Source organism: Citrobacter sp. ANG330, from assembly GCF_047467925.1.
Lineage (GTDB): Bacteria > Pseudomonadota > Gammaproteobacteria > Enterobacterales > Enterobacteriaceae > Citrobacter_A > Citrobacter_A amalonaticus_G.
In genome coordinates this window covers 234,544-257,302 of sequence record NZ_JASJUI010000004.1, presented here as the reverse complement: position 1 = coordinate 257,302, position 22,759 = coordinate 234,544, and the positions used below count along the sequence as shown (strand labels likewise).

Annotated in this window: 20 protein-coding genes; 13 read left to right on the top strand and 7 right to left on the bottom strand. The window is 53.2% G+C overall.

The window, feature by feature from the left end:
- Positions 1–13: 13 nt before the first annotated feature.
- The gene (gene ybbP / locus QNN88_RS12000; RefSeq protein WP_414240422.1) at positions 14–2,428 is read right to left on the bottom strand and encodes a putative ABC transporter permease subunit YbbP; all 2,415 of its coding nucleotides are present in this window, start codon (positions 2,426–2,428) and stop codon (positions 14–16) included.
- Complete coding sequence (ybbA, locus tag QNN88_RS11995) at positions 2,425–3,111, bottom strand: putative ABC transporter ATP-binding protein YbbA (RefSeq protein WP_414240421.1); 687 nt, start codon at positions 3,109–3,111, stop codon at positions 2,425–2,427. The genes ybbP and ybbA overlap by 4 nt, the downstream gene beginning before the upstream one ends.
- Here ybbA and tesA point away from each other — a divergent pair.
- The 3 genes from tesA to QNN88_RS11980 are packed head-to-tail and all read left to right on the top strand — an operon-like array spanning position 3,079 to position 5,418.
- A complete protein-coding gene (tesA, locus tag QNN88_RS11990) occupies positions 3,079–3,705 on the top strand; it encodes a multifunctional acyl-CoA thioesterase I/protease I/lysophospholipase L1 (RefSeq protein WP_414240420.1) in 627 nt (208 codons plus the stop codon). The genes ybbA and tesA overlap by 33 nt on opposite strands.
- Before the next feature lie 28 nt (positions 3,706–3,733).
- Positions 3,734–4,504 carry an SDR family oxidoreductase gene (locus QNN88_RS11985; protein ID WP_414240419.1) on the top strand — a complete coding sequence of 257 codons (771 nt, stop codon included), beginning with the start codon at positions 3,734–3,736 and terminating at the stop codon, positions 4,502–4,504.
- Between the two features lie 59 nt (positions 4,505–4,563).
- A complete protein-coding gene (locus tag QNN88_RS11980) occupies positions 4,564–5,418 on the top strand; it encodes a co-chaperone YbbN (RefSeq protein WP_414240418.1) in 855 nt (284 codons plus the stop codon).
- A gap of 49 nt (positions 5,419–5,467) precedes the next feature.
- On the opposite strand, the gene fetB is transcribed toward QNN88_RS11980, so the two are convergent.
- Complete coding sequence (gene fetB, locus QNN88_RS11975; RefSeq protein ID WP_414240417.1) at positions 5,468–6,247, bottom strand: iron efflux ABC transporter permease subunit FetB; 780 nt, start codon at positions 6,245–6,247, stop codon at positions 5,468–5,470.
- Positions 6,240–6,911: an iron efflux ABC transporter ATP-binding subunit FetA gene (fetA, locus tag QNN88_RS11970; protein ID WP_414240416.1), complete on the bottom strand. Its 672-nt coding sequence runs from the start codon at positions 6,909–6,911 to the stop codon at positions 6,240–6,242. Before fetA ends, fetB begins: the two co-directional genes overlap by 8 nt.
- 145 nt (positions 6,912–7,056) lie before the next feature.
- Here fetA and QNN88_RS11965 point away from each other — a divergent pair, with 145 nt between their 5' ends.
- Together QNN88_RS11965 and QNN88_RS11960 are read left to right on the top strand one after the other, a co-directional pair.
- The gene (locus QNN88_RS11965) at positions 7,057–7,971 is read left to right on the top strand and encodes an SPFH domain-containing protein (protein WP_414240415.1); all 915 of its coding nucleotides are present in this window, start codon (positions 7,057–7,059) and stop codon (positions 7,969–7,971) included.
- Positions 7,971–8,429: an NfeD family protein gene (locus QNN88_RS11960; protein WP_414240414.1), complete on the top strand. Its 459-nt coding sequence runs from the start codon at positions 7,971–7,973 to the stop codon at positions 8,427–8,429. Before QNN88_RS11965 ends, QNN88_RS11960 begins: the two co-directional genes overlap by 1 nt.
- Positions 8,430–8,512: 83 nt before the next feature.
- Here the strand turns inward: QNN88_RS11960 and cueR are convergent, their stop codons facing one another.
- Complete coding sequence (gene cueR / locus QNN88_RS11955; RefSeq protein ID WP_414240413.1) at positions 8,513–8,923, bottom strand: Cu(I)-responsive transcriptional regulator; 411 nt, start codon at positions 8,921–8,923, stop codon at positions 8,513–8,515.
- Between the two features lie 380 nt (positions 8,924–9,303).
- Here cueR and QNN88_RS11950 point away from each other — a divergent pair, with 380 nt between their 5' ends.
- The 4 genes from QNN88_RS11950 (at position 9,304) to QNN88_RS11935 (ending at position 13,604) form a co-directional block, all read left to right on the top strand.
- Positions 9,304–10,698: an MFS transporter gene (locus tag QNN88_RS11950; protein ID WP_414240412.1), complete on the top strand. Its 1,395-nt coding sequence runs from the start codon at positions 9,304–9,306 to the stop codon at positions 10,696–10,698.
- Positions 10,699–10,802: 104 nt separating this feature from the next.
- Positions 10,803–11,840 (top strand): LacI family DNA-binding transcriptional regulator, encoded by a 1,038-nt coding sequence (locus QNN88_RS11945; protein ID WP_414240411.1) that lies wholly within the window; start codon positions 10,803–10,805, stop codon positions 11,838–11,840.
- A gap of 4 nt (positions 11,841–11,844) precedes the next feature.
- Positions 11,845–12,828, top strand: coding sequence for a nucleoside hydrolase (locus QNN88_RS11940; protein ID WP_414240550.1), 984 nt, complete (start codon positions 11,845–11,847; stop codon positions 12,826–12,828).
- 62 nt (positions 12,829–12,890) lie between these two features.
- Entirely contained in the window at positions 12,891–13,604 is a 714-nt protein-coding gene (locus QNN88_RS11935; RefSeq protein ID WP_414240410.1) for an MgtC/SapB family protein, read from the top strand.
- A gap of 293 nt (positions 13,605–13,897) precedes the next feature.
- Here QNN88_RS11935 and QNN88_RS11930 read toward each other — a convergent pair whose 3' ends face one another.
- Complete coding sequence (locus QNN88_RS11930) at positions 13,898–15,001, bottom strand: acyltransferase family protein (RefSeq protein WP_414240409.1); 1,104 nt, start codon at positions 14,999–15,001, stop codon at positions 13,898–13,900.
- Between the two features lie 247 nt (positions 15,002–15,248).
- Here QNN88_RS11930 and copA point away from each other — a divergent pair, with 247 nt between their 5' ends.
- The 3 genes from copA (at position 15,249) to ybaK (ending at position 19,380) form a co-directional block, all read left to right on the top strand.
- Complete coding sequence (gene copA, locus QNN88_RS11925) at positions 15,249–17,750, top strand: copper-exporting P-type ATPase CopA (RefSeq protein WP_414240408.1); 2,502 nt, start codon at positions 15,249–15,251, stop codon at positions 17,748–17,750.
- Between the two features lie 153 nt (positions 17,751–17,903).
- Positions 17,904–18,698 (top strand): TraB/GumN family protein, encoded by a 795-nt coding sequence (locus QNN88_RS11920; RefSeq protein WP_414240407.1) that lies wholly within the window; start codon positions 17,904–17,906, stop codon positions 18,696–18,698.
- Positions 18,699–18,900: 202 nt separating this feature from the next.
- Positions 18,901–19,380, top strand: coding sequence for a Cys-tRNA(Pro)/Cys-tRNA(Cys) deacylase YbaK (gene ybaK, locus QNN88_RS11915; protein ID WP_414240406.1), 480 nt, complete (start codon positions 18,901–18,903; stop codon positions 19,378–19,380).
- A 108-nt stretch (positions 19,381–19,488) separates the two neighbouring features.
- Here the strand turns inward: ybaK and ushA are convergent, their stop codons facing one another.
- A complete protein-coding gene (ushA, locus tag QNN88_RS11910) occupies positions 19,489–21,141 on the bottom strand; it encodes a bifunctional UDP-sugar hydrolase/5'-nucleotidase UshA (protein WP_414240405.1) in 1,653 nt (550 codons plus the stop codon).
- 225 nt (positions 21,142–21,366) lie between these two features.
- Here ushA and fsr point away from each other — a divergent pair, with 225 nt between their 5' ends.
- Positions 21,367–22,587 (top strand): fosmidomycin MFS transporter, encoded by a 1,221-nt coding sequence (gene fsr / locus QNN88_RS11905; RefSeq protein WP_414240404.1) that lies wholly within the window; start codon positions 21,367–21,369, stop codon positions 22,585–22,587.
- Positions 22,588–22,759: the final 172 nt, after the last annotated feature.

Here is a 22,759-nt window from a genome sequence, read left to right as displayed (position 1 = left end):
CATTATCACGGGGTTAAACAGTAAACTGACGGAATAGTGCTTTCCCTTTCAACAGACGAACGCCAAGCCAGCCGCCGCAAGCGGATAGCAAAAGCGCGCCGCAGACAGGCAGGACAATCCACAAGCGCCAGTCAGGTTCCCACGGGAAGTCAAACACCCGGGTTTGCAGCACCGCCAGCGCCGTTTCCGCGCCAATAGCCGCCACCAGCCCGGAGACCAGCCCCAGCATGGCAAATTCACACCACAACGTAGTGCGCAGAAGTTTCTTGCCCGCGCCTAACGTACGCCAGACCACCAGCTCCTGATGACGCTGACGCATACCGACCTGTACCTGCGCCAGTAACAGTAGCATGCCGCAGGCGGTCACCAGAACGACCATGACCTCCAGCGCCCGACTGACCTGTTCCAGCACCTGCCCGACCTGCCTGAGGATCGCGCCGATGTCTAACAGACTAATCGTCGGGAACTCACGGTTCAGTTGCGTCAGCATGCCGTTGCCGTTCTCCCAGCGAAAGCTTGTCAGCCAGCTCTGCGGCTGACCCTCCAGCGCGCCGGAGGGGAAGATAAAGAAAAAGTTAGGTCGCAGGCTTTCCCAGTCGACCCGGCGCAAACTGGTCACTTTCGCGCTGAACTCCTGGGTGTCGCCCATAAAGGTTACGCTGTCGCCGAGCGAGATGTTAAGCCGTTTTGCCAGCCCCTCTTCCATCGACACTTCGCCTTTTTCTGGCGGCCAGTTACCGGCGGTGATGGGGTTGTGGTCGGGACGGGCATCCTGCCAGGTCAGATTCAGCTCACGGTTCAGGGACTCATCCTGCCCGCCTTCGGTCGGCGTGTTATTGATCGCCGTTAACCGCGCCCGCACAATCGGGTAGAACGCTTCCGGGATCACCTGATGCTCGGAGAGAAATGCTTTCACCTGCGGCACCTGATCCGGGGCAATGTTGATCAGAAAATAGTTGGGACTTTCCGGCGGAAGCTGCTGCTGCCAGCGATCCAGCAGGTCACCGCGTAAAACCAGCAGCAGCGCCAGCAGCATAAACGACAGCGAAAACGCTGACAGTTGACTCAGCGTCGACCACGGCTGGCGTAGCAGGCGACTGACCGCGAGGCGCAGCGGCAGCGACGACAGCGTCATCCCGCGCAGCACGTTCAGCAGCATCCAGCCCAATACGCCACACAGCAGAGCCAGTACCACTGCACCTGCCAGCACTGCCCACAGCAACGGACTTCCACCCATGAGTCCGGCCAGTAACAGCACCACCACCACGGTCACGACAGGCAAATAGAATTTCAGCGGCCAGACGTTGGCCACCACGTCACGACGCAACACGCGCAGAGGCTGGGTGGCTAATAACAAGCGATACGGACGCAAACCGACCAACAACGAGATCACCGTCATGGTGCCCAGCGCCCAGATCCACGGCCAGAAACTGGCAGGCGGCAGCGCGGCGGGCAACACCGGTTTGAGCAGCACCATCAGCATCTTTTCAAATAGCAGACCGATTGCCCCGCCCGTCACGGCGGAAAGCGCCAACACCATCATCCACTGCCCGACAATCAGTTTTCGCAGTTGCGCCCTGCCCGCGCCGAGCGTCTTCAGAATCGCCACCAGATCGTAACGGCTGCGACAGTAGTGATTCATCGCCACCGCCACGGCAGCGACGGCCAGCAGCAATGTTAACAGTGCCGAAAGAAGAAGAAATTGTTGCGAACGCTCAAGGGATTTCCCCAGCGCGCCTTCATCCTGTTCAAGTCCGTACCATCGATGCTCCGGCTTCAGCTGCGGTAGCAACCACTTTTCATAGCCATCAAGCTGTTGCGGCGTGCCGCCAAATTTATAACGCCATGTGACGCGGCTGCCGGGCTGCACGGCGCCGGTTTTCGCGACATCCGCCGTATTCATTAACAGACGCGGCGCCATCTGGAAGGGGTTAAAACCGGCGTCCGGCTCTTGTACGACTTCACCGGCAATGCGCAGCGTGGCATCACCGACATCAAGGGTGTCGCCGGTTTTCAGGTTCAGCAACGCCATCAGTCGCGGCGCCAGCAGTACCGTTCCCTGCTGTGGCTTGAGCCCTGGCGGGTTGGTTTCCAGTTCACCGTACATTGGGTAGATATCATCAACCGCTTTGACATTCGCCAGTTGTGGCGTGTCGCCGGCAAAGGTCATGGTGGCAAAGGTCAGTTGTTCTCCGACCTTCAGACCGCGCTGACGCGCTTCGTCAATCCACGCCTGCGGCACCTCGCGAGAACTGCGCAGTGCCCGGTCACCCGCCATAAACTCACGACTTTGCTGACTCAGCCCTTTTTCCATACGGTCGCTGATATTGCCCAGCGCCAGCACACAGGCCACCGCCAGACTCAACGCCAGCCAGACAATCAACAGCGACGGCGAACGCCATTCGCGCCAGAACCAGCGTGCGATCATGCCTCCTCCTGCAACTGCCCGTTCACCAGACGCAGTCGCCGGTTGCAGCGCGCCGCCAGTTGCGGATCGTGAGTCACCAGAATCAGCGTGGTGCCGTGTTCGCGGTTAAGAGAAAAGAGCAGATCGGCAATTTTCTCGCCGGTCTGTCGGTCGAGATTCCCCGTCGGCTCATCCGCAAACAGGACGTCCGGACGACCGTTAAAGGCGCGCGCCAGCGCCACGCGCTGCTGCTCACCGCCGGAGAGCTGCGCCGGAAGATGATCCAGACGCTTACCCAGTCCCAGTTGCTCAAGCAGCGCTTTCGCCCCGGCTTTGCTTTGTCCGCTGTTTTCGCCGCGTAGCAGCGCAGGAAGTTCGACGTTTTCCAGCGCGTTCAGCGTGGGAATCAACATAAACGACTGAAAGACAAAGCCGACATGTTGCGCACGCAGTTGGGCCCTGGCCTCTTCATCCATTTGATGCAACGGTTTACCGACCAGATAAACGTCGCCGTCGCTACCATCGTCCAGTCCGGCGAGGATCGCCAGCAGCGTGGATTTACCTGAACCCGACTCGCCAATCAGCGCAATGGTCTCGGCGCGTTTGACAACCAGGTCAACTCCGGTAAGGATGGAAAGCTCGTGCTCCCCCTGACCGACGGACTTCTTAAGATGATGAACTTCAACAATGTTTTCCGCTGGCATTTGCCTTTCCTGTTCCTGATCCTGTTTACCTGTCGGGCCGCTGCGGCTGACACGTTGTTAATCCTCGGTGACAGCCTGAGCGCCGGATACCGCATGTCCGCAAATGCCGCCTGGCCTGCGCTGCTCAACGATAAATGGCAGAGCAAAACCACGGTGGTGAATGCCAGCATTAGCGGCGACACCTCCCGGCAAGCGCTGGCGCGTCTGCCTGCACTGCTAAAACAGCATCAACCGAGCTGGGTGCTGATTGAGCTGGGTGGTAACGATGGACTGCGCGGCTTTGCGCCACAACAGACCGAACAGACGCTGCGCACCATTGTGCAAGCGGTTAAGGCGGCAAACGCCAAACCGTTGCTGATGCAAATTCGTCTGCCCGCCAACTACGGTCGTCGGTATAATGAAACCTTTAGCGCGCTCTATCCAAAGCTCGCCAGTGAGTTTGATATTCCTCTGTTACCCTTTTTTATGGAAGAGGTCTATCTAAAACCGCAATGGATGCAGGATGATGGTATTCATCCTAACCGCGATGCCCAGCCGTTTATCGCCGACTGGATGGCGAAGCAGTTGAGTCCTTTAGTAAACCACGAGTCTTAATTCAACGGAGATCCTGACAGGTAAAGTTATGCAAAAATCGGTCTTAATAACAGGATGTTCCAGCGGAATCGGTCTGGAAAGCGCGCTGGAGCTAAAGCGCCAGGGCTTTCAGGTTCTCGCCGGCTGCCGCAAACCCGACGACGTCACGCGCATGAATAACATGGGTTTCACCGGCGTGTTGATTGATCTCGACTCGCCCGAAAGCGTGGATCGCGCCGCTGACGAGGTGATCGCCCTGACCGATAACTGCTTATACGGGATCTTTAATAATGCCGGATACGGCGTTTACGGTCCGCTTACCACCATCAGCCGCGAGCAGATGGAGCAGCAATTTTCCACCAATTTCTTTGGCGCGCATCAGCTTACTATGCGTCTTTTACCGGCTATGCTGCCGCACGGCGAAGGTCGTATCGTGATGACCTCCTCAGTGATGGGGCTTATCTCAACGCCCGGGCGCGGTGCCTATGCGGCCAGTAAATACGCGCTGGAAGCCTGGTCAGATGCATTGCGCATGGAGCTGCGCCACAGCGGAATAAACGTCAGCCTGATTGAACCAGGCCCCATCCGCACGCGCTTTACTGAAAACGTTAACCAGACCGAGAGCGACAAACCGGTGGAAAACCCCGGTATTGCCGCCCGTTTTACGCTCGATCCTGAAGCCGTGGTCGCCAAAGTGCGCCATGCTTTTATCAGCGATAAACCCAAACTCCGTTATCCGGTCACGCTGGTCACCTGGGCCGTTATGCTGCTCAAACGCCTGCTGCCGGGACGCCTGATGGACAAAATTTTGCACGGATGAGTTGAAGCGTACGTCTCAGCCCCCATGTAAAAAAGAAATCGACACAAGAGAGTGACTCCATGTCCACACAGAATATTGTCAACATTAACGAATCGAACCTGCAACAGACCTTAGAACAGTCGATGACCACGCCGGTCCTGTTTTACTTTTGGTCTGAACGCAGCCAGCACTGCCTGCAACTGACGCCAGTGCTGGAAAGTCTTGCCGCGCAGTACAACGGCCAGTTCATTCTGGCGAAGCTCGACTGCGATGCTGAGCAGATGATCGCCTCGCAGTTTGGTCTGCGCGCTATTCCGACCGTCTATCTGTTCCAGAATGGTCAGCCGGTTGACGGCTTCCAGGGACCGCAGCCAGAAGAGGCGATTCGCGCCCTGCTCGACAAAGTATTGCCGCGTGAAGAAGAACTGAAAGCGCAGCAAGCCATGCAACTGATGCAGGAAGGCAACTACATTGAAGCCCTGCCACTGCTGAAAGATGCCTGGCAATTGTCTGAGCAGAACGGTGAAATTGGCCTCCTGCTGGCGGAAACGCAAATTGCCCTCAATCGCTCTGAAGAGGCAGAAGCGGTATTAAAAACTATCCCGCTTCAGGATCAGGATACCCGCTATCAGGGACTGGTCGCGCAGATTGAACTACTGAAACAAGCAGCGGATACGCCGGAGATCCAACAGTTGCAGCAACAGGTGGCGGATAACCCGCAGGATGCCGCACTGGCAGCGCAGCTGGCACTGCAACTGCATCAGGTGGGACGTAACGAAGAAGCGCTGGAACTGCTGTTCAGCCATCTGAAAAAAGATCTCGCCGCCGCCGACGGTCAGGCGCGTAAAACGTTCCAGGAAATTCTCGCTGCGCTGGGTACTGGCGATGCGCTGGCATCGAAATATCGCCGTCAGCTCTACGCGCTGTTGTACTGATTGACGTTGCCCGATGGCGCTACGCTTATCGGGCCTACGCAAGCCCCGGTTACGATTTCCTTAAATGCGTCACCACCAGTTGGTGGCGCGAGTTATAAAACTTCCGATAGGTTAAATAGCAGGCAATGATGGTCGACAGGCTCGCCGTTGAAAGCAACATAAAGGTCACCATAATCTGATATTTAATCGCTTTGACCGGATCGATACCGGCAAAGATCAGCCCTGACATCATCCCCGGCAAACTCACCAGTCCAACCGTTTTCGCGGAGTCGATCGTTGGGATCAGCGAGGCGCGAATGCTGTCGCGGATCAAGCCGGCAGACGCCATTTTCGGCGTAGCGCCCAGACTGAGCTTTTCCTGAATCTGCTGCTGTTCACTGCTGAAACGCTGACCGAGATTGTTGTAGCACAACCCGACAGCCACCATCGCATTGCCCGCGATCATCCCGGCAATCGGAATGACCTGCATGGGAATAAACTCAATCGACCCGGATAAAACCAGTACCGTCAGCGTTAAACCCGCCCCTGTCGTAATGGCGATAAACGAGGAAAGAAACGCTTTATCAATATATTTACTGCGTTTCTGCGCGTTATACGCGGCGTTAAAACAGATAAACAGTACCATCAGCAGCGTCAGGACGACATGATTCACCGCGAAGATATATTTCAGCACATAGCCGACAATAATAAGCTGAACGACCGCACGCGCGACGCTCCAGAGAATATCTTTCTCCAGCGCCAGTTTCTCTTTGTGGCTTATCAGCATCGCCACTACCACCAGCATCATCGCTAATGCCAGTGACTCGTTGGTAATATTATGTTCATTCATTGCACGCTTCCTGCATTTCTCCGGCATGCGGCATCAGGGTGATTATTTTATCCGCATGATTAATTTCGTCTTTATCGTGAGTGACCCACAGTACGCCAATCTTCTTATCGCGAGCATAGTGATGAATAATCTCATTCACGTTGCGCTTATTGCTTTCATCCAGCGCGCTGGTGATTTCATCAAGCAGTAAGACCTGCGGTAAAAATTGTAAATTGCGGATCAGGGAAATACGCTGTTTCTCTCCACCGGAGAGCTCGTTGATATTTTTCGTCAGTATCGTTTCCGGCAACTGAAAGCGGGCCAGGTCAGCCACAAAGGCCCCGGATTCCGGATGCTGATGTCGGATCTGCCAGGGGAAAATCAGATTATCGTAGACGGTATCGCCAAACAGCGCGGGCGTCTGGGCGCAATAGGAGACCTGCTGGCGATAATTCTCTGGGTTGAGGGTGGTGATGTTCTCTCCGGCAAAGAGGATCTCACCGCTATTCGGACTGAGCAATGACGCGATAATCTTCAGTAAAGTGCTTTTCCCGCATCCGGAAGGCCCGGTAATTAATTTAAATTCACCGGGACGTAAGTCAAAACGGATGTTATTCAGAATTTTCGTGGTCCCAACCTGGTAACCCACATTGTTTACCTGCAGCAAAATGCTATTTGTACGCATTGTCTATCCTGTTTTCGCGTTTTATCGCAAAATAGTGTATCCCTCTAATTAACGGGAGGGGAACTCTCTTTAATGAATCAGGTATAATTTCAAGAGTAACGTCGCTAATCACGACATCATGGACAGTTCAACAGGAGGTTTTTCAATGCTTATCGTTATTCCTATTCTCATTTTTGTCGCGCTGGTGATCGTCGGAGCCGGCGTGAAAATTGTCCCCCAGGGATACCAGTGGACGGTCGAGCGGTTTGGTCGCTATACCAAAACGCTGCAACCAGGCTTAAGTCTTGTCGTACCGTTCATGGATCGCGTTGGCCGCAAAATCAATATGATGGAACAGGTGCTGGATATTCCTTCACAGGAAGTTATCTCGAAAGATAACGCCAACGTCACTATCGACGCCGTCTGTTTTATTCAGGTGATCGACGCGCCGCGTGCGGCCTATGAGGTTAGCAATCTGGAGCTGGCGATCATCAACCTGACCATGACCAACATCCGTACCGTTCTGGGTTCGATGGAGCTTGATGAGATGCTCTCCCAGCGTGACAGTATCAACACGCGTCTGCTGCACATCGTCGATGAGGCCACCAATCCCTGGGGCATTAAAGTCACCCGTATCGAAATTCGCGATGTTCGCCCACCGGCTGAACTGATCTCCTCCATGAACGCCCAGATGAAAGCGGAACGTACCAAACGTGCCTATATTCTGGAAGCCGAAGGGGTGCGCCAGGCGGAAATCCTCAAGGCGGAAGGGGAAAAACAGTCGCAGATCCTGAAAGCTGAAGGGGAACGTCAGTCCGCCTTTTTACAGGCAGAAGCCCGCGAACGTTCCGCCGAAGCGGAAGCCCGCGCGACCAAAATGGTGTCTGAAGCGATCGCCTCCGGTGATATTCAGGCAGTGAACTACTTTGTGGCGCAGAAATATACCGAAGCGCTACAACAAATCGGCTCGTCCAGTAACAGTAAGGTGGTGATGATGCCACTGGATGCCAGCAGCCTGATGGGCTCCATTGCCGGGATCACTGAACTGATCAAGGACAGCGCCAGCGAACGGAAGAAATAATGATCGAGATGATTGTGGGGCATCCCCATATTTTCTGGCTCAGCCTCGGCGGTCTGCTTCTGGCTGCTGAGATGCTGGGCGGCAACGGTTATCTGTTATGGAGCGGGGTCGCGGCGGTCATTACCGGTATTCTGGTCTGGCTGTTGCCCGTCGACTGGGAGTGGCAGGGCGTTATCTTTGCCGTCTTAACGCTGCTTGCCGCCTGGCTCTGGTGGAAGTGGCTGGCAAAACGTGTGCGTGAACAAAAACCGGCGGACAGTCAGCTCAACCAGCGCGGCCAGCAACTGGTCGGCCGTCGGTATGTGCTGGAAACCGATCTGGTCAACGGACGCGGACATATCAGAGTTGGCGACAGTTCGTGGCCGGTAAATGCCATTGAAGATCTGCCTGCCGGAACCCGCGTTGAAGTGATCGCCGTTGAAGGTATCACGCTCTATATCAGACCCCTTCCCCGATGACAGAAATGACGTGAGGGTCTACCAGGCGCTTAGGCACAACAGGCGAGTGCTCCACGAGCATTCGCTTTTTATTTTCTCAGACGTTAAGCCTGCGCCTTGTGGTAGCAACAGCCAGAAAGGTTGTCGATAATAGGGCATTCCGCGCTGTCATCGCCCGGACATGACTCCGCCAGCGTCAGCAACTGTACGCGCATTGACTGTAGTTCGCTGATATGGCGCTCAATTTCCGCCACTTTCTCCAGCGTCCGCTTTTTGACATCCGCGCTGTGACGTCCTGGATCGTTAAACAGGTTCACCAGCTCGCCACACTCTTCAAGGTTGAATCCGACCTGACGCGCCTGGCGCAGTAGCGTCAGTTCATTGAGATGCTGTTGCCCGTAAGTGCGATAACCGTTTTCGCTACGCAGCGGCGGCGTGACCAGCCCTTTTTCTTCATAAAAGCGAATCGCTTTTGTGGTTAAACCGGTTTTTTTAGCAACATCGCTGATATTCACACATCCTCCGCATCTTAAGCTGTGGCATGGCGTCATTATAACGTACTTGTGGCTGACACCGCACACCCTCATCCCTGTTGATGCCAACAGCCCCATCTCATTTCATTCGCGATAAGCGACATCTCTGCCACGTTCAAATTTTCCCCGAAACCGCCGATCGTTCGAACGTCATAAACAGTGAAGAACATCGAAGCCGTGAGACCTTTTTTTGTAACAATGGCTTGTTATAAGTGATCGCTTTCGCAATTTCAGTTCTTTTAGCTGGTCATTCTACGCGGGTAGATTTATTTATCTCCGGTAAAAACATAATATCTACGCGAGTAGAACACGAAGCGTATCAACCTGTGACGTATGTCGACAGATAACTTCAAGGAGTTCTTATGAACACGCATTCATCCTCTGTTCCCCTGACGGATAACCAACAGGCCGCTCAGGAGCGGCTGGAAACCCCCGAGGGACGCCGCGAGTTTTGGCGAGCCACCTTTTCCTGCTGGTTAGGCACCACGATGGAGTATGCCGACTTTGCTCTGTACGGCCTTGCCGCAGGCATTATCTTTGGCGATGTTTTTTTTCCGGAAGCGACACCGGTCATGGCGTTACTTTCCAGCTTTGCCGCCTATTCTGTTGGGTTTATTGCTCGCCCTATCGGTGCATTGCTGTTCGGCTGGATAGGCGATAAACATGGCCGCAAGATTGTCATGGTTATCACCATTGGATTGATGGGCATGTCGACCATGCTAATCGGTTTAATTCCAAGCTACGCCCAGATTGGCGTCTGGGCGCCGGTATGTCTGGTAATTCTTCGATTTTCTCAGGGCCTGGGGGCCGGAGCGGAGCTTTCAGGCGGTACCGTGATGCTCGGTGAGTATGCTCCCGTAAAACGCCGTGGGCTGGTTTCTTCGATTATCGCGCTGGGCTCGAACAGCGGAACATTACTGGCTTCGCTGGTTTGGCTCATCGTCCTGCAAATGGACAAAGATGACTTATTAAGCTGGGGATGGCGTATTCCTTTTCTTTGCAGCATTCTTATTGCCGCCGCAGCGCTATTAATTCGTCGCCATATGCGCGAAACGCCCGTCTTTGAACGTCAAAAAGCCCTTCTGCAGGCCGAGCGAGAAAAGGTTCTTCGCGAGGGAAAAGCGCAGCAACAACATGACACACGTAGCTTCTGGAAACGGACCCGTGCGTTCTGGACCATGGTTGGATTACGCATAGGCGAGAATGGCCCCTCCTACCTCGCTCAGGGATTTATCATTGGCTACGTCGCTAAAGTGCTGATGGTGGATAAGTCTGTGCCGACCGTGGCGGTGTTTATCGCATCGGTTCTGGGATTCGCCATTATTCCTCTGGCGGGCTGGCTTTCCGATCGATTCGGCAGACGGATCATCTATCGTTGGTTCTGCTTATTACTGATCCTGTATGCCTTTCCGGCATTTATGCTGCTGGATTCCCGTGAGCCGTGGATTGTTATCCCAACGATCATTACCGGGATGGGCATCGCGTCACTGGGTATTTTCGGTGTTCAGGCTGCATGGGGCGTTGAGCTTTTCGGTGTCACAAATCGTTATACCAAAATGGCGTTTGCCAAAGAGCTCGGTTCGATTATGTCTGGCGGGACGGCGCCGCTTATCGCCTCTGCACTGCTCTCGTTTTACGGACACTGGTGGCCGATCGCGCTTTACTTTGCCCTGATGGCCGCAATTGGACTGGTAACCACTTTCTTTGCTCCAGAGACCCGCGGGCGGGATCTTAACTTACCCGAGGATGCAATTTGAGGCCGCAGAACGTGAGATACGCGTTCTTTACCCAAGATTTTTGGGTCATAACGCCTTATGCTGTCTGGAAAAAATCACTCTGAACGCAATCAGGTAGGTGCCTCGTGACTCAATCACATTCACAACGCGTAACACGTTCTGACGTGGCAAAAGAAGCGGGAACATCCGTCGCTGTCGTGAGTTACGTTATTAATAATGGTCCGCGTCCCGTTGCCGAGGCGACCCGACAACGTGTCCTGCAGGCCATTAAGAAAACCGGCTATCGACCCAATGGCATCGCTCGCGCGCTCGCTTCAGGGAGTACACAAACGTATGGGCTTGTCGCACCGGACATCTCGAACCCGTTTATCGCCTCTATGGCTCATGCTCTGCAACACGAAGCATTTGCTGATGGCAAAGTACTCCTGCTGGGTGATGCTGGCGACAATAGCTGCCGTGAACGTGAACTGATTAATAATATGCTGCACCGCCAGGTTGACGGACTGATCTACACCAGCGTTGATCGCCATCCTTATATCAATTTGATTCAGGAGAGCGGTACGCCCTGCGTCATGCTCGATCGCGTGGATCCCGGACTTAACGTCAGCGTTATCCAGGTTGATGAACAACTGGCGGCGATGCAGGTCACACAACATCTTATTGATCACGGATACCGCGACATCGGTATCATTTGTGGTCCACGTGAAATGCTGAATACGCAGGATCGTATCCGGGGCTGGCAGCAGGCGCTGGAAGCCTCATCGTTAGTGGTCAATCCCTCATGGATTTTTTCGACCAACTATACCCGCGCCGGAGGTTACGAGGCGACAAAACGTATGCTGCAGAGCCAGCCGCCGCGCGCGCTGTTCGCGACGAATGAGCAGCAGGCGCTCGGTTGTTTACGCGCGCTGGCGGAACACGGGTTGCGCGTTCCTGAAGATGTGGCTCTGGTCTGCTTTAACGCAACACAAGAATCGGCTTACAACGTCCCTTCTTTAACCGCTGTCCGACAACCGGTCGATAAGATGGCCCGTGCAGCCATTGACATGCTAAAGAATTGGGATGGCGAGGTTCGCCGCGTTGAATTTGAGTTTTATTTACGAACAGGAGAATCGTGTGGCTGCCAGGGACATAAAGTACAACCCGAAACAACAGAAGAATGAATCGATGCGCATCATTATTGACTGTGATCCGGGCAATGGCATTCCCGGCGCCAATATCGATGACGGCCTGGCGCTGGCGCTGGCGATTGCCGCTCCGCAAATCGATTTGGAGATGATCACCACTGTTGCAGGAAATACGCCGGTAGACGTGGGATATGCCGTCGCTAATGATCTGATTACGCAACTGGGTATTCCCGTCGCGCTCTACCGTGGTGCCTCTCGTGCGCTCCGGGAAGATCCGCAACCGTGGCGTGAGAAATTGGATCATGGCGTTGATTATGCTGGCTTACGACAACTCTGGTCGAATGTTCCTGCCCCGGCGTTGTGCCAGAAGGTGAAACCCCATGCGCCTGAGGCAATGGGTGAACTCATCTGTCATAACCCCGGCGAAATCACACTGGTTGCTACCGGCCCTCTCACCAATGTGGCTATTGCCCTGCAGCTTTACCCGGAGATTGTTCACTCGGTCAAAAATATCGTCGTTATGGGCGGCGTATTCAATGTTCCGGGCTACCTGAAAGATACCAATTTTGGTCTGGACCCTGAGGCGGCTCATGCGGTGCTCACCAGCGGTGCGCCCGTCACGCTGGTGCCGATGGATGTGACAACAAAAACCCAAATGCTTCACGCCGATTTGGATCGTCTGGCAAAAGCTGAAAACGGACTTAGCCGCTATCTGGCGCAGACCATTCGCCCGTGGATCACCTACTCGATGCAAACCCGCAATCTTCCCGGATGCTGGATCCACGACGCGTTAACCGTTGCCTGGTTACTGGAACCCTCTCTTGCCACGATGGAGGAAGATTATCTGGATGTTTCTCTTGAAGGCATTACGCGCGGTATGACCTGTCGCTATGGACGTGACACATTGCGCCTTAATGTGGGGATCCCGGAACCAACAGGTAAGCGGATAAAAATTCTGCAAAGCATCGATAACCCGCGACTTCTTTCGCTGATTGAGCACTATATCCATACCTACCGCGCATAGCGTTACGGGTCAGAAATGGAGACCGTTGTACGCTGTTCGGAGTGAGTTTTTCCGGAGGAAATATGAATACGTTATCCTTCCTCTTATTCGGTGAAGGAGAATCTCTGTTAATTACCCTGGGCAAAATTTGCGTCGCTTTTATCCTCGGTGGGATCATCGGTCTGGAAAGGGAATCGAAAGGAAAGCCTGTCGGATTTAAAACGTGCGTCATTATTTCCGTCGCCAGCTGCGTTCTCACAGTTGTCTCTATTCAGTCCGCAGAGTATTACGCGGAAATCTCGATGAATATACGTAGCGATCCGATGCGTCTGGCCGCGCAAATTATCAGCGGCGTAGGCTTTCTCGGTGCGGGAGTTATCCTTCATCGCCATGATGACGCCATATCCGGGTTAACAACCGCCGCTATCGTTTGGGCTTCAGCAGGTGTGGGAATTACCAGTGGCGCTGGTTTTTATATGCATGCTCTGCTTGCCACGGGTTTATTCCTGCTGGCCATAAAACTCAGCTATTTTGTTATCTTTTTACAAACCAAAAATCAATTGCCAGGTAAAGTAAAAATTCGCGTTATTCTTGACGAAAAATCCGGGCTACAAACGCTGGTAGAAAGTATTAATCAGCAAAAAAACATTATTGAAGCGATCACCATCCGCGATGTCAAAAAGGGAAAAATAGAAGTTAACCTTAAAGTCGTGATTAGAAAAAAAATGACCTTACCGGAACTTTACAACAATCTTTCTACGCTCGATCATGTTTGCGCTATCGCACTGGAACATTAAAAAAACAGGGTGACAATAAATCCCTTGACCTTCCCCTTGCTGGAAGGTTTTCAAGAAGCGCAGTACCGCAAGGCACTGCGCCAATTCAGTATTTTTAAACTTAACTCGCCCTCAAAACACCCGTATTGGTCCCAGTGTAAGGACACTATGCGGACATTCCACACAGGGAAGTCTAGCTCACCGCATCCAGTAAACAGTGCAGCGTAGCGCTAAACCGCGCCCGCTAGCGTCGTTTTGCGGAACATACTGACCGCATACTGATGCCTACACAACACAGGGCAAAAGGGAAAAGCTTATTGCTTTGCTGCCTGTTCGTACCGCCGTTTGAACACAGTGCTTCTACTCTCAACATACTTATACATAACAGGCGCAACTATACCCGCTGTAACCATGGCGCAAATTTGCCAAATATAATCACCATAACTATATAAATAATGTTTCGATATTGTTTGAGTAATCCCGTGTATTAAATAAAGAGAAAAGCTACATGTTCCAAGCATAGTAATGGGACGTGAAGTTAGCAATCCAAAGTAATCACACCCGCACTTAATTGTATAAAACACAACAAACATATAAAGTGGAGTTGTTGTGTTATAAGCATGCCTGGTAAAATATAAGGCTAAAAAAAGCAACAATACGCATATTAGATCTGACGGCCTTTTGTTGGTTTTTATTGTTGCAACCAAAAAACCCGCAAGAAAATACATGATATAACTCAAGTACTGCTCATTACCAATGAGATATTTATAACCTAAGACAAGCACCATTAGAGAAACGACAAATACTTCCTTATACTTTATTTTTTTCATAATTATATATATAAATGGTATCGCAAAGTACAGGCGTAACTCCCACACTAATGTCCAAAAAACACCAGACGTGGCAATCTGAAGAGACATACCATTGATATCCGCTCCGGGTGCCTTGAAAATAAAAGGAAGTGACGATATAAACCATTCCCAAACAGGAGTGTGTCCCCCCACACTCATGATAAATGTTGTAATGTAAATTATAAACAACGTTGCAATTACTGGTGGGTATATCCTCATAAACCGTGAAATAGCGAAATCTTTAACATTAAATGATTCCGCAAGTGCTTTTCTAAAAAATAGAAATGCAGAAAGCATAAAAAACACACCGACAGATAACTCACCAGTTAAATATATAGATCTTTTAATATTACTAGCAATATAATCAAGAGACCAATAGAAATCAGATTCCCCGCCAGCACGCCAATATAAATGAAAGACGGCAACCATAGCAGCGCAAATTCCGCGCAAACCATCAAGAGCAGCATACTTATGCTTTTGCGGTTTAATACCCAAAGACCTCGATGTAATATAGACGGTCACAATTAATATGCTAAGATAGAATCCATATTCAAGTATATATTTCATTATTTTTCTTGTTTAATCTCATTACTTTTGTGGATGTTAACATCTCTTTCATCAATGGTGAATCATCACTGTTGTGACTTACGCATCGGCTCACAGCTTTGTCATTGTAATATGGACACTTTTGTCGAAGTATGGACGCTAATTTTAAATTCCTGTCAATCAGCAATTTAAACACTTGACCTTCCCCTTGCTGGAAGGTTTAACCTTTATCACAGTCAGTTAATCCCTGTTATAAAGGAGTGGAGTGATGTCTCAAACTATCGACCTGACTCTGGACGGCCTGTCCTGCGGTCACTGCGTCAAACGCGTAAAAGAGAGTCTTGAACAGCGCCCGGACGTTGAACAAGCAGAAGTCACCATTACCGAAGCGCATGTCACCGGTACTGCCAGCGCCGAAGCGCTTATCGACACCATCAAACAAGCCGGTTACGGCGCAGAGTTAAGCCACCCAAAGGCTAAACCGCTGACGGAGTCATCAATCCCGTCGGAAGCGCTGGCAGCGGTCCCTCCTGAGCTTCCGGCAGCAACGGTTGAAGATGAGAGCCAACAGCTGCTGCTAAGCGGCATGAGCTGCGCCAGCTGTGTTTCCCGGGTACAGAATGCGCTGCAAAGCGTCCCGGGGGTCACACAGGCACGGGTAAACCTCGCGGAACGTACTGCGCTGGTGATGGGCAGTGCGTCCGCCGCCGATTTAGTCCAGGCGGTGGAAAAAGCCGGCTATGGCGCGGAGGCGATTGAAGATGATATCAAACGCCGGGAGCGTCAGCAGGAAACCGCCATCGCCACGATGAAACGTTTCCGCTGGCAGGCGATTGTCGCCCTGCTGGTGGGTGTGCCGGTGATGGTCTGGGGAATGATGGGCGATAACATGATGGTGACCGCCGACAACCGCAGTCTGTGGCTGGCGATTGGTCTGGCGACGCTCGCCGTGATGGTGTTTGCCGGTGGACATTTTTACCGCAGCGCGTGGAAAAGCCTGATGAATGGCACTGCCACCATGGACACCCTGGTCGCGTTGGGGACCGGCGTCGCCTGGTTGTACTCAATGAGCGTTAACCTGTGGCCGCAGTGGTTCCCGATGGAAGCGCGTCATCTTTATTATGAAGCCAGCGCGATGATCATTGGTCTGATTAACCTCGGACACATGCTGGAAGCCCGCGCGCGTCAGCGTTCGTCTAAGGCGCTGGAAAAATTACTCGATCTCACGCCGCCAACGGCGCGAGTGGTGACAGAAGACGGTGAAAAAAGCGTACCGCTGGCAGAGGTTCAGCCAGGTATGCTGTTGCGTCTGACCACCGGCGACCGCGTCCCGGTTGACGGTGAAATCACCCAGGGTGAAGCCTGGCTTGATGAAGCAATGCTCACCGGTGAACCTATCCCGCAACAAAAAGGGGAAGGCGACAGCGTGCATGCCGGGACCGTCGTGCAGGATGGCAGCGTGCTGTTCCGCGCCAGCGCGGTAGGCAGCCACACTACCCTGTCGCGCATTATCCGTATGGTGCGCCAGGCGCAGAGCAGTAAGCCGGAAATCGGTCAGATGGCCGATAAAATTTCCGCGGTGTTTGTTCCGGTTGTGGTCGTGATTGCGCTGATCAGCGCGGGCATCTGGTACTTCTTCGGCCCGGCTCCACAAATTGTCTATACCCTGGTGATTGCAACCACGGTACTGATTATTGCCTGTCCGTGTGCGCTGGGTCTGGCGACACCGATGTCGATCATTTCCGGCGTCGGACGTGCCGCAGAGTTTGGTGTACTGGTACGCGATGCCGATGCGCTGCAACGCGCCAGCACACTCGACACGGTCGTCTTTGATAAAACCGGGACGTTGACCGAAGGTAAACCGCAGGTGGTGGCGGTTAAGACCGTTGGCGATATCGACGAGGCACAGGCGTTACGCCTCGCCGCCGCGCTTGAGCAAGGTTCCAGCCACCCGCTGGCACGGGCAATTCTCGACAAAGCCGGTGACGTGGCACTGCCGCAGGTTAATGGTTTCCGTACTCTGCGGGGATTAGGCGTTAGCGGCGAAGCGCAAGGTCACACGCTGCTGTTAGGTAATCAGGCTCTGCTGAACGAACAGCAGGTGGATACCCGCGAACTGGAAGCCGAGATGTCTGCCCAGGCCTCTCAGGGCGCTACACCGGTGCTACTGGCAATTGATGGCAAAGCAGCGGCACTGCTGGCCGTGCGCGATCCTTTGCGTAGCGACAGCGTGGCAGCCCTTCAGCGGTTGCACCGCGCTGGCTATCGTCTGGTGATGCTAACCGGTGATAACCCCACAACCGCTAATGCGATCGCCAAAGAAGCGGGGATTGATGAGGTCATTGCCGGCGTTCTGCCGGACGGTAAGGCCGATGCCATTAAGCGTCTGCAAAGTCAGGGCCGCCAGGTGGCGATGGTCGGTGACGGCATCAACGACGCTCCCGCGCTGGCACAGGCGGATGTTGGGATTGCGATGGGCGGTGGCAGCGACGTGGCGATTGAAACCGCGGCGATCACGCTAATGCGTCACAGTCTGATGGGCGTAGCGGATGCGCTGTCCATCTCCCGCGCGACGCTGCGTAATATGAAGCAGAACCTGCTCGGAGCGTTTATTTACAACAGCATCGGGATCCCGGTTGCGGCGGGCATCCTGTGGCCGTTCACCGGAACGCTGCTCAACCCGGTGGTAGCTGGCGCGGCAATGGCGCTCTCCTCCATTACCGTGGTGAGCAACGCGAACCGACTGCTGCGTTTTAAACCGAAAGAGTAAGCGATGCCGGATGGCGCTGACGCTTATCCGGCCTACTGCGTGAATGTGAAACGGCAAGGCCGGATGAGGCGCTTTAGCGCCACCATCCGGCAATTCACACATTGCGCACTCCCGGACCACGCGCTAGCATGGGGAATGACTTAGGGAGGCCGCATGGATCTGTTTTACCAGGTAAAAACGTTCTTCGCTGGGTTATCCGGCAATCGCTATGCCTGGCCCGCCATTGATGTTTCATTGCCCGGCCACCGCCATTTCCATCTGATTGGCAGCATTCATATGGGCAGCCGCGACATGTCCCCTCTTCCTGCCAGGCTGCTCAAAAAGCTTCACAACGCCGATGCGTTAATTGTTGAAGCCGACGTCTCCGGCAATGACAGCCCTTTTGCCGACCTACCCGAATTTGCCGCGCTGGAAGAACGCATCAGCGAGGCGCAGTTGCGCAATCTGTATAGCGCGACCGATGAACTGGGGATCTCTCCTTCCCTGTTCTCTACGCAACCGCTGTGGCAAATCGCAATGGTATTACAGGCGACTCAGGCGCAGCAGTTGGGGTTACGCCCGGAGTACGGTATTGATTATCAACTGTTGCAGGCCGCTAAAAAGGCAGCAAAACCGGTGATTGAACTGGAAGGTGCTGCCAGCCAGATTGCACTGTTGTGTGAGTTGCCGGATAACGGCCTGGCGCTGCTGGAGGATACGCTAACGCACTGGCATACCAATGCCCGTCTGTTGCAACAGATGATGAGCTGGTGGCTTGACTCCCCGCCGTACGACAATCACCTGACTCTGCCGAACACCTTCAGTCAGTCGCTGTACGATGTGCTGATGCATCAGCGCAATATCGCCTGGCGGGAACGTTTGTCGGCGCTGCCGGCGGGGCGCTATGTAGTCGCCGTCGGTGCACTGCACCTTTATGGAGAAGGGAATTTAGTGGAGCTGATGCGATAAAAAAAGTGGCCAATATTTCTATTGGCCCGTCAAAGAGGAATTTCATCATTATTATTATCCCGTCGCTTAATGCGACGGTGTATGTCGATTGTCGCTCAAACTCTGCATCCTGCCAACATAATTGCGCAAGATGGTACTATATTTCGAACCTTCGTCAGAGATACGCTTGACTTGTCATTTGGTTTAGCCAGGAAAAATAGTTATGACACCCGCCGTTAAATTACTCGAAAAAAATAATATTTCGTTCAGGATCCATACCTACGACCACGACCCCGCCGAGACCAACTTCGGTGATGAGGTAGTGCGCAAGTTAGGGTTAAATGCCGATCAGGTGTACAAAACGCTGCTGGTTGCCGTGAATGGCGATATGAAACATCTGGCGGTTGCGGTCACCCCCGTAGCCGGGCAACTGGATCTGAAAAAAGTCGCCAGGGAGCTGGGCGCAAAAAAGGTTGATATGGCCGATCCGCTGGTTGCGCAACGCACAACCGGTTATCTGGTCGGTGGGATCAGTCCGCTGGGGCAGAAAAAACGGTTGCCGACGCTGATCGATGCGCCAGCCCGGACGTTTGACACCATTTTTATCTCTGGCGGTAAACGCGGACTGGACATTGAACTGGCGGCAGGCGATTTGGCCACTATTCTGGGCGCGAAATTCGCCGATATCGCCCGCCGGGACTAAATGCGTATTTGTGCCGGATGGCGACGAACGCGTCTTATCCGGCCTGGAAACCGTACTGACCTGTCGGCCGGATAAGGTGCCCGCACCACCATCCGGCACTCCGCCTGGTTACTGCCAGCTGACTTCCCCCTTCGGCGCATACGCGTTCGCATCCAGCGGTGAGTTTTTTTGGATGTATTCCTTCAGCACCTCCGCATCGATAAAACCGGTATTGACGTACCCCGGTTTGTTATCAATGCGCGGATAGCCGTCGCCGCCGGTGGCGTTAAAACTGAGCGTCGCCATACGGTAGGTTTTCGCCGGGTCAACCGGTTCGCCGTTAATTTTCAGAGCGTTGAGCTTACCGTCTTTCGCGACAAAACTGACGTTGGCAAACTGCGGATAGGCGCCGGAGTCCGGTTTCATCTGTGCTACAGCGGTCAGGTAGTCCGTCACGTCCTGACCGTTCATATCGGCATAGACGACAACGTTGCCAAACGGCTGAACCTTCAGCACGCTTTTATAGGTGATATCCCCGCCGTCAATCGAGTCACGAATGCCGCCGCCGCTCATGACGCCGAAATCCGCACCGGTACGCGCCATTTGCGCCGCCAGAATCAGGTGTCCCATATTGGTTTGTTCGAAACGAACTTTGCTGCGATCCCCCTCCAGACGTTCGTTCACCGTACCGATTTTCACATCCAGTTGGGCTTTACCTTTATTCTGGAACGGTGACAGCAGCGAGAGCATCTGCGCATTTTCAGCGATTTCCGGGGTGTAAAGTACGCGCTCACTTTTCCCGTCTTCCCAGGTCACTTTCTTCTTCAGGTTTACCGGAATGAGCTGGTAGTTGACCATTTTCATCTCGCCGTTGCGGAACTCAAAGTCCGCGCGGCCCACGTATTTCCCCCATTCGTGAGCCTGAACAATCCAGATGCCGTTCTGTTTGTCCGGCGCGCAAGGTGTACCGGGAACGTAATCGACCTGCTTTTTGTTTTCCGCAGCCATGCACACCGGGTCCTGTGAGTGACCACCCACAATCATCGCCAGCGCACCCGCTGGCAGACTCCGCGCCATTTCGACATCGCCCGGCGCATTTGAACCGTGGTTGCCGTTGTCATAATGGCCCATATGAGTGGTCGCAATCATGATGTCGGGCTTTTCATTCATTTGCAGTTCCTGAATGACCACCTTTGCCTCTTCCGCTGGCTTGCGGAATTCGATATCAGTGAAAAATTCAGGGTTGCCGATTTTCGCCGTGTCATCGGTGGTCAGACCGATGACCGCGATTTTCAAATCCTGGCGTTTGAAAATCGCCCAGGGTTTAAACAGGCGTTCGCCGGTGCTTTTCTGGTAGATGTTGGCTGAGAGAAACGGGAACTTCGCCCATTTTTCCTGCTGGCGCAGCACGGTGAGCGGATTATCAAATTCGTGGTTGCCGACCGCCATTGCGTCATAACCGATCAGGTTCATCCCACGAAAGTCAGGTTCAGCATCCTGTAGATCCGATTCGGGTACGCCGGTGTTGATATCGCCGCCCGACAGCAGCAGGACGCTCCCGCCTTCGGCAGCCACCTCCCGACGAATCCCGTCCACCAGCGTTTTTTGTGCCGACAGACCGTACTCACCGTATTCGCTGCGCCAGAAATGGCCATGATGATCGTTGGTATGGAGAATGGTGATTTTATAGGTTTTATCTTTTTCGTAAGCCTGAGCAGGCTGACTTGCCAGCGTGAATGCGGCGAACAGTGCCAGCGCCACACCCCGTTTCAAAAATTTCATGTTTCTCTCCCTGATTCCTTCACTCGGCTGAAATTACAATTATCTGAAATAATAGTCGAATAAGTTTTCAGAATTGAGACTTCCTTCAAACCGTGTCCGCAGGTATGTTAGTCAGGTAATAATCACAATGACGATATTCCCCTGTGCGCAACCGTATTCACGCTGCATCCGGGTAGCGTGAAGGCTAAAGCGCATACATCGCAAATCAGACAGAAGTGACTTTTTATGGCAATGAGTGAACAAACCCAGCCAGCACCTGGTGCGTCCGCGCCAGTGGCTAAAGCCCGTACGTCGTTCGGCATTTTAGGCGCGATCAGTCTTTCTCACCTGCTTAATGACATGATTCAGTCGTTAATTCTGGCGATCTATCCGCTCTTACAGTCCGAATTCTCACTGACCTTTATGCAGATAGGGATGATCACCCTGACCTTCCAGTTGGCCTCTTCGCTGCTGCAGCCGGTGGTTGGCTACTGGACCGACAAATACCCAATGCCGTGGTCACTGCCGATTGGCATGTGCTTTACGCTGAGCGGTCTGGTGCTGCTGGCAATGGCGGGCAGTTTTGCCACCGTGCTGCTGGCCGCCGCGTTGGTCGGCACCGGCTCTTCAGTATTTCACCCGGAATCCTCTCGCGTGGCGCGTATGGCCTCGGGTGGACGTCACGGTCTTGCCCAGTCCATCTTCCAGGTAGGCGGTAACTTCGGCAGCTCCCTTGGCCCGTTGCTGGCGGCGGTGATTATCGCCCCTTACGGTAAAGGCAATGTGGCCTGGTTTGTCCTCGCCGCGCTACTGGCCATTGTCGTGCTGGCGCAGATCAGCCGCTGGTATGCTGCGCAGCAGCGCATGAGCAAGGGAAAACCAAAAGCAACGGTTATCAATCCACTGCCGCGCAATAAGGTGATCCTCGCCGTCAGCGTCCTGCTAATTCTGATTTTCTCCAAATACTTCTATATGGCGAGTATCAGCAGCTATTACACCTTTTATCTGATGCAAAAATTCGGATTATCGGTACAAAACGCCCAGTTTCACCTCTTTGCCTTCCTGTTTGCAGTAGCGGCAGGAACGGTAATCGGCGGGCCTTTAGGCGATAAGATTGGCAGAAAATATGTAATTTGGGGCTCTATCCTCGGTGTTGCGCCGTTTACGCTAGTTTTGCCTTATGCCACGCTGCACTGGACCGGCATTTTAACGGTGATCATTGGTTTTATCCTCGCCTCTGCGTTTTCCGCCATTCTGGTGTATGCACAGGAGCTACTCCCGGGTCGTATCGGCATGGTTTCTGGTCTGTTTTTTGGTTTCGCCTTCGGAATGGGTGGTCTGGGAGCAGCGGTATTAGGTCTGATCGCAGACCATACCAGTATCGAGTTAGTCTATAAAATCTGTGCTTTCCTGCCACTTCTTGGGATACTGACCATATTCCTGCCTGATAACCGGCATAAATCCTGAATTTCTTGCGGCTAAAGCTAAACTTTAGCCGCCCTCACAGCCTGCTGCCATAAGCCTTTGCTCTCTCTCCAGCCCACACGTTTTCCGATCCGTGCCTTTTTCGCCTCGAATTGCAGTTTTATTCAAAATTCAACAATTATTCATAAACATAATAATCAAAATTGTCATAAAC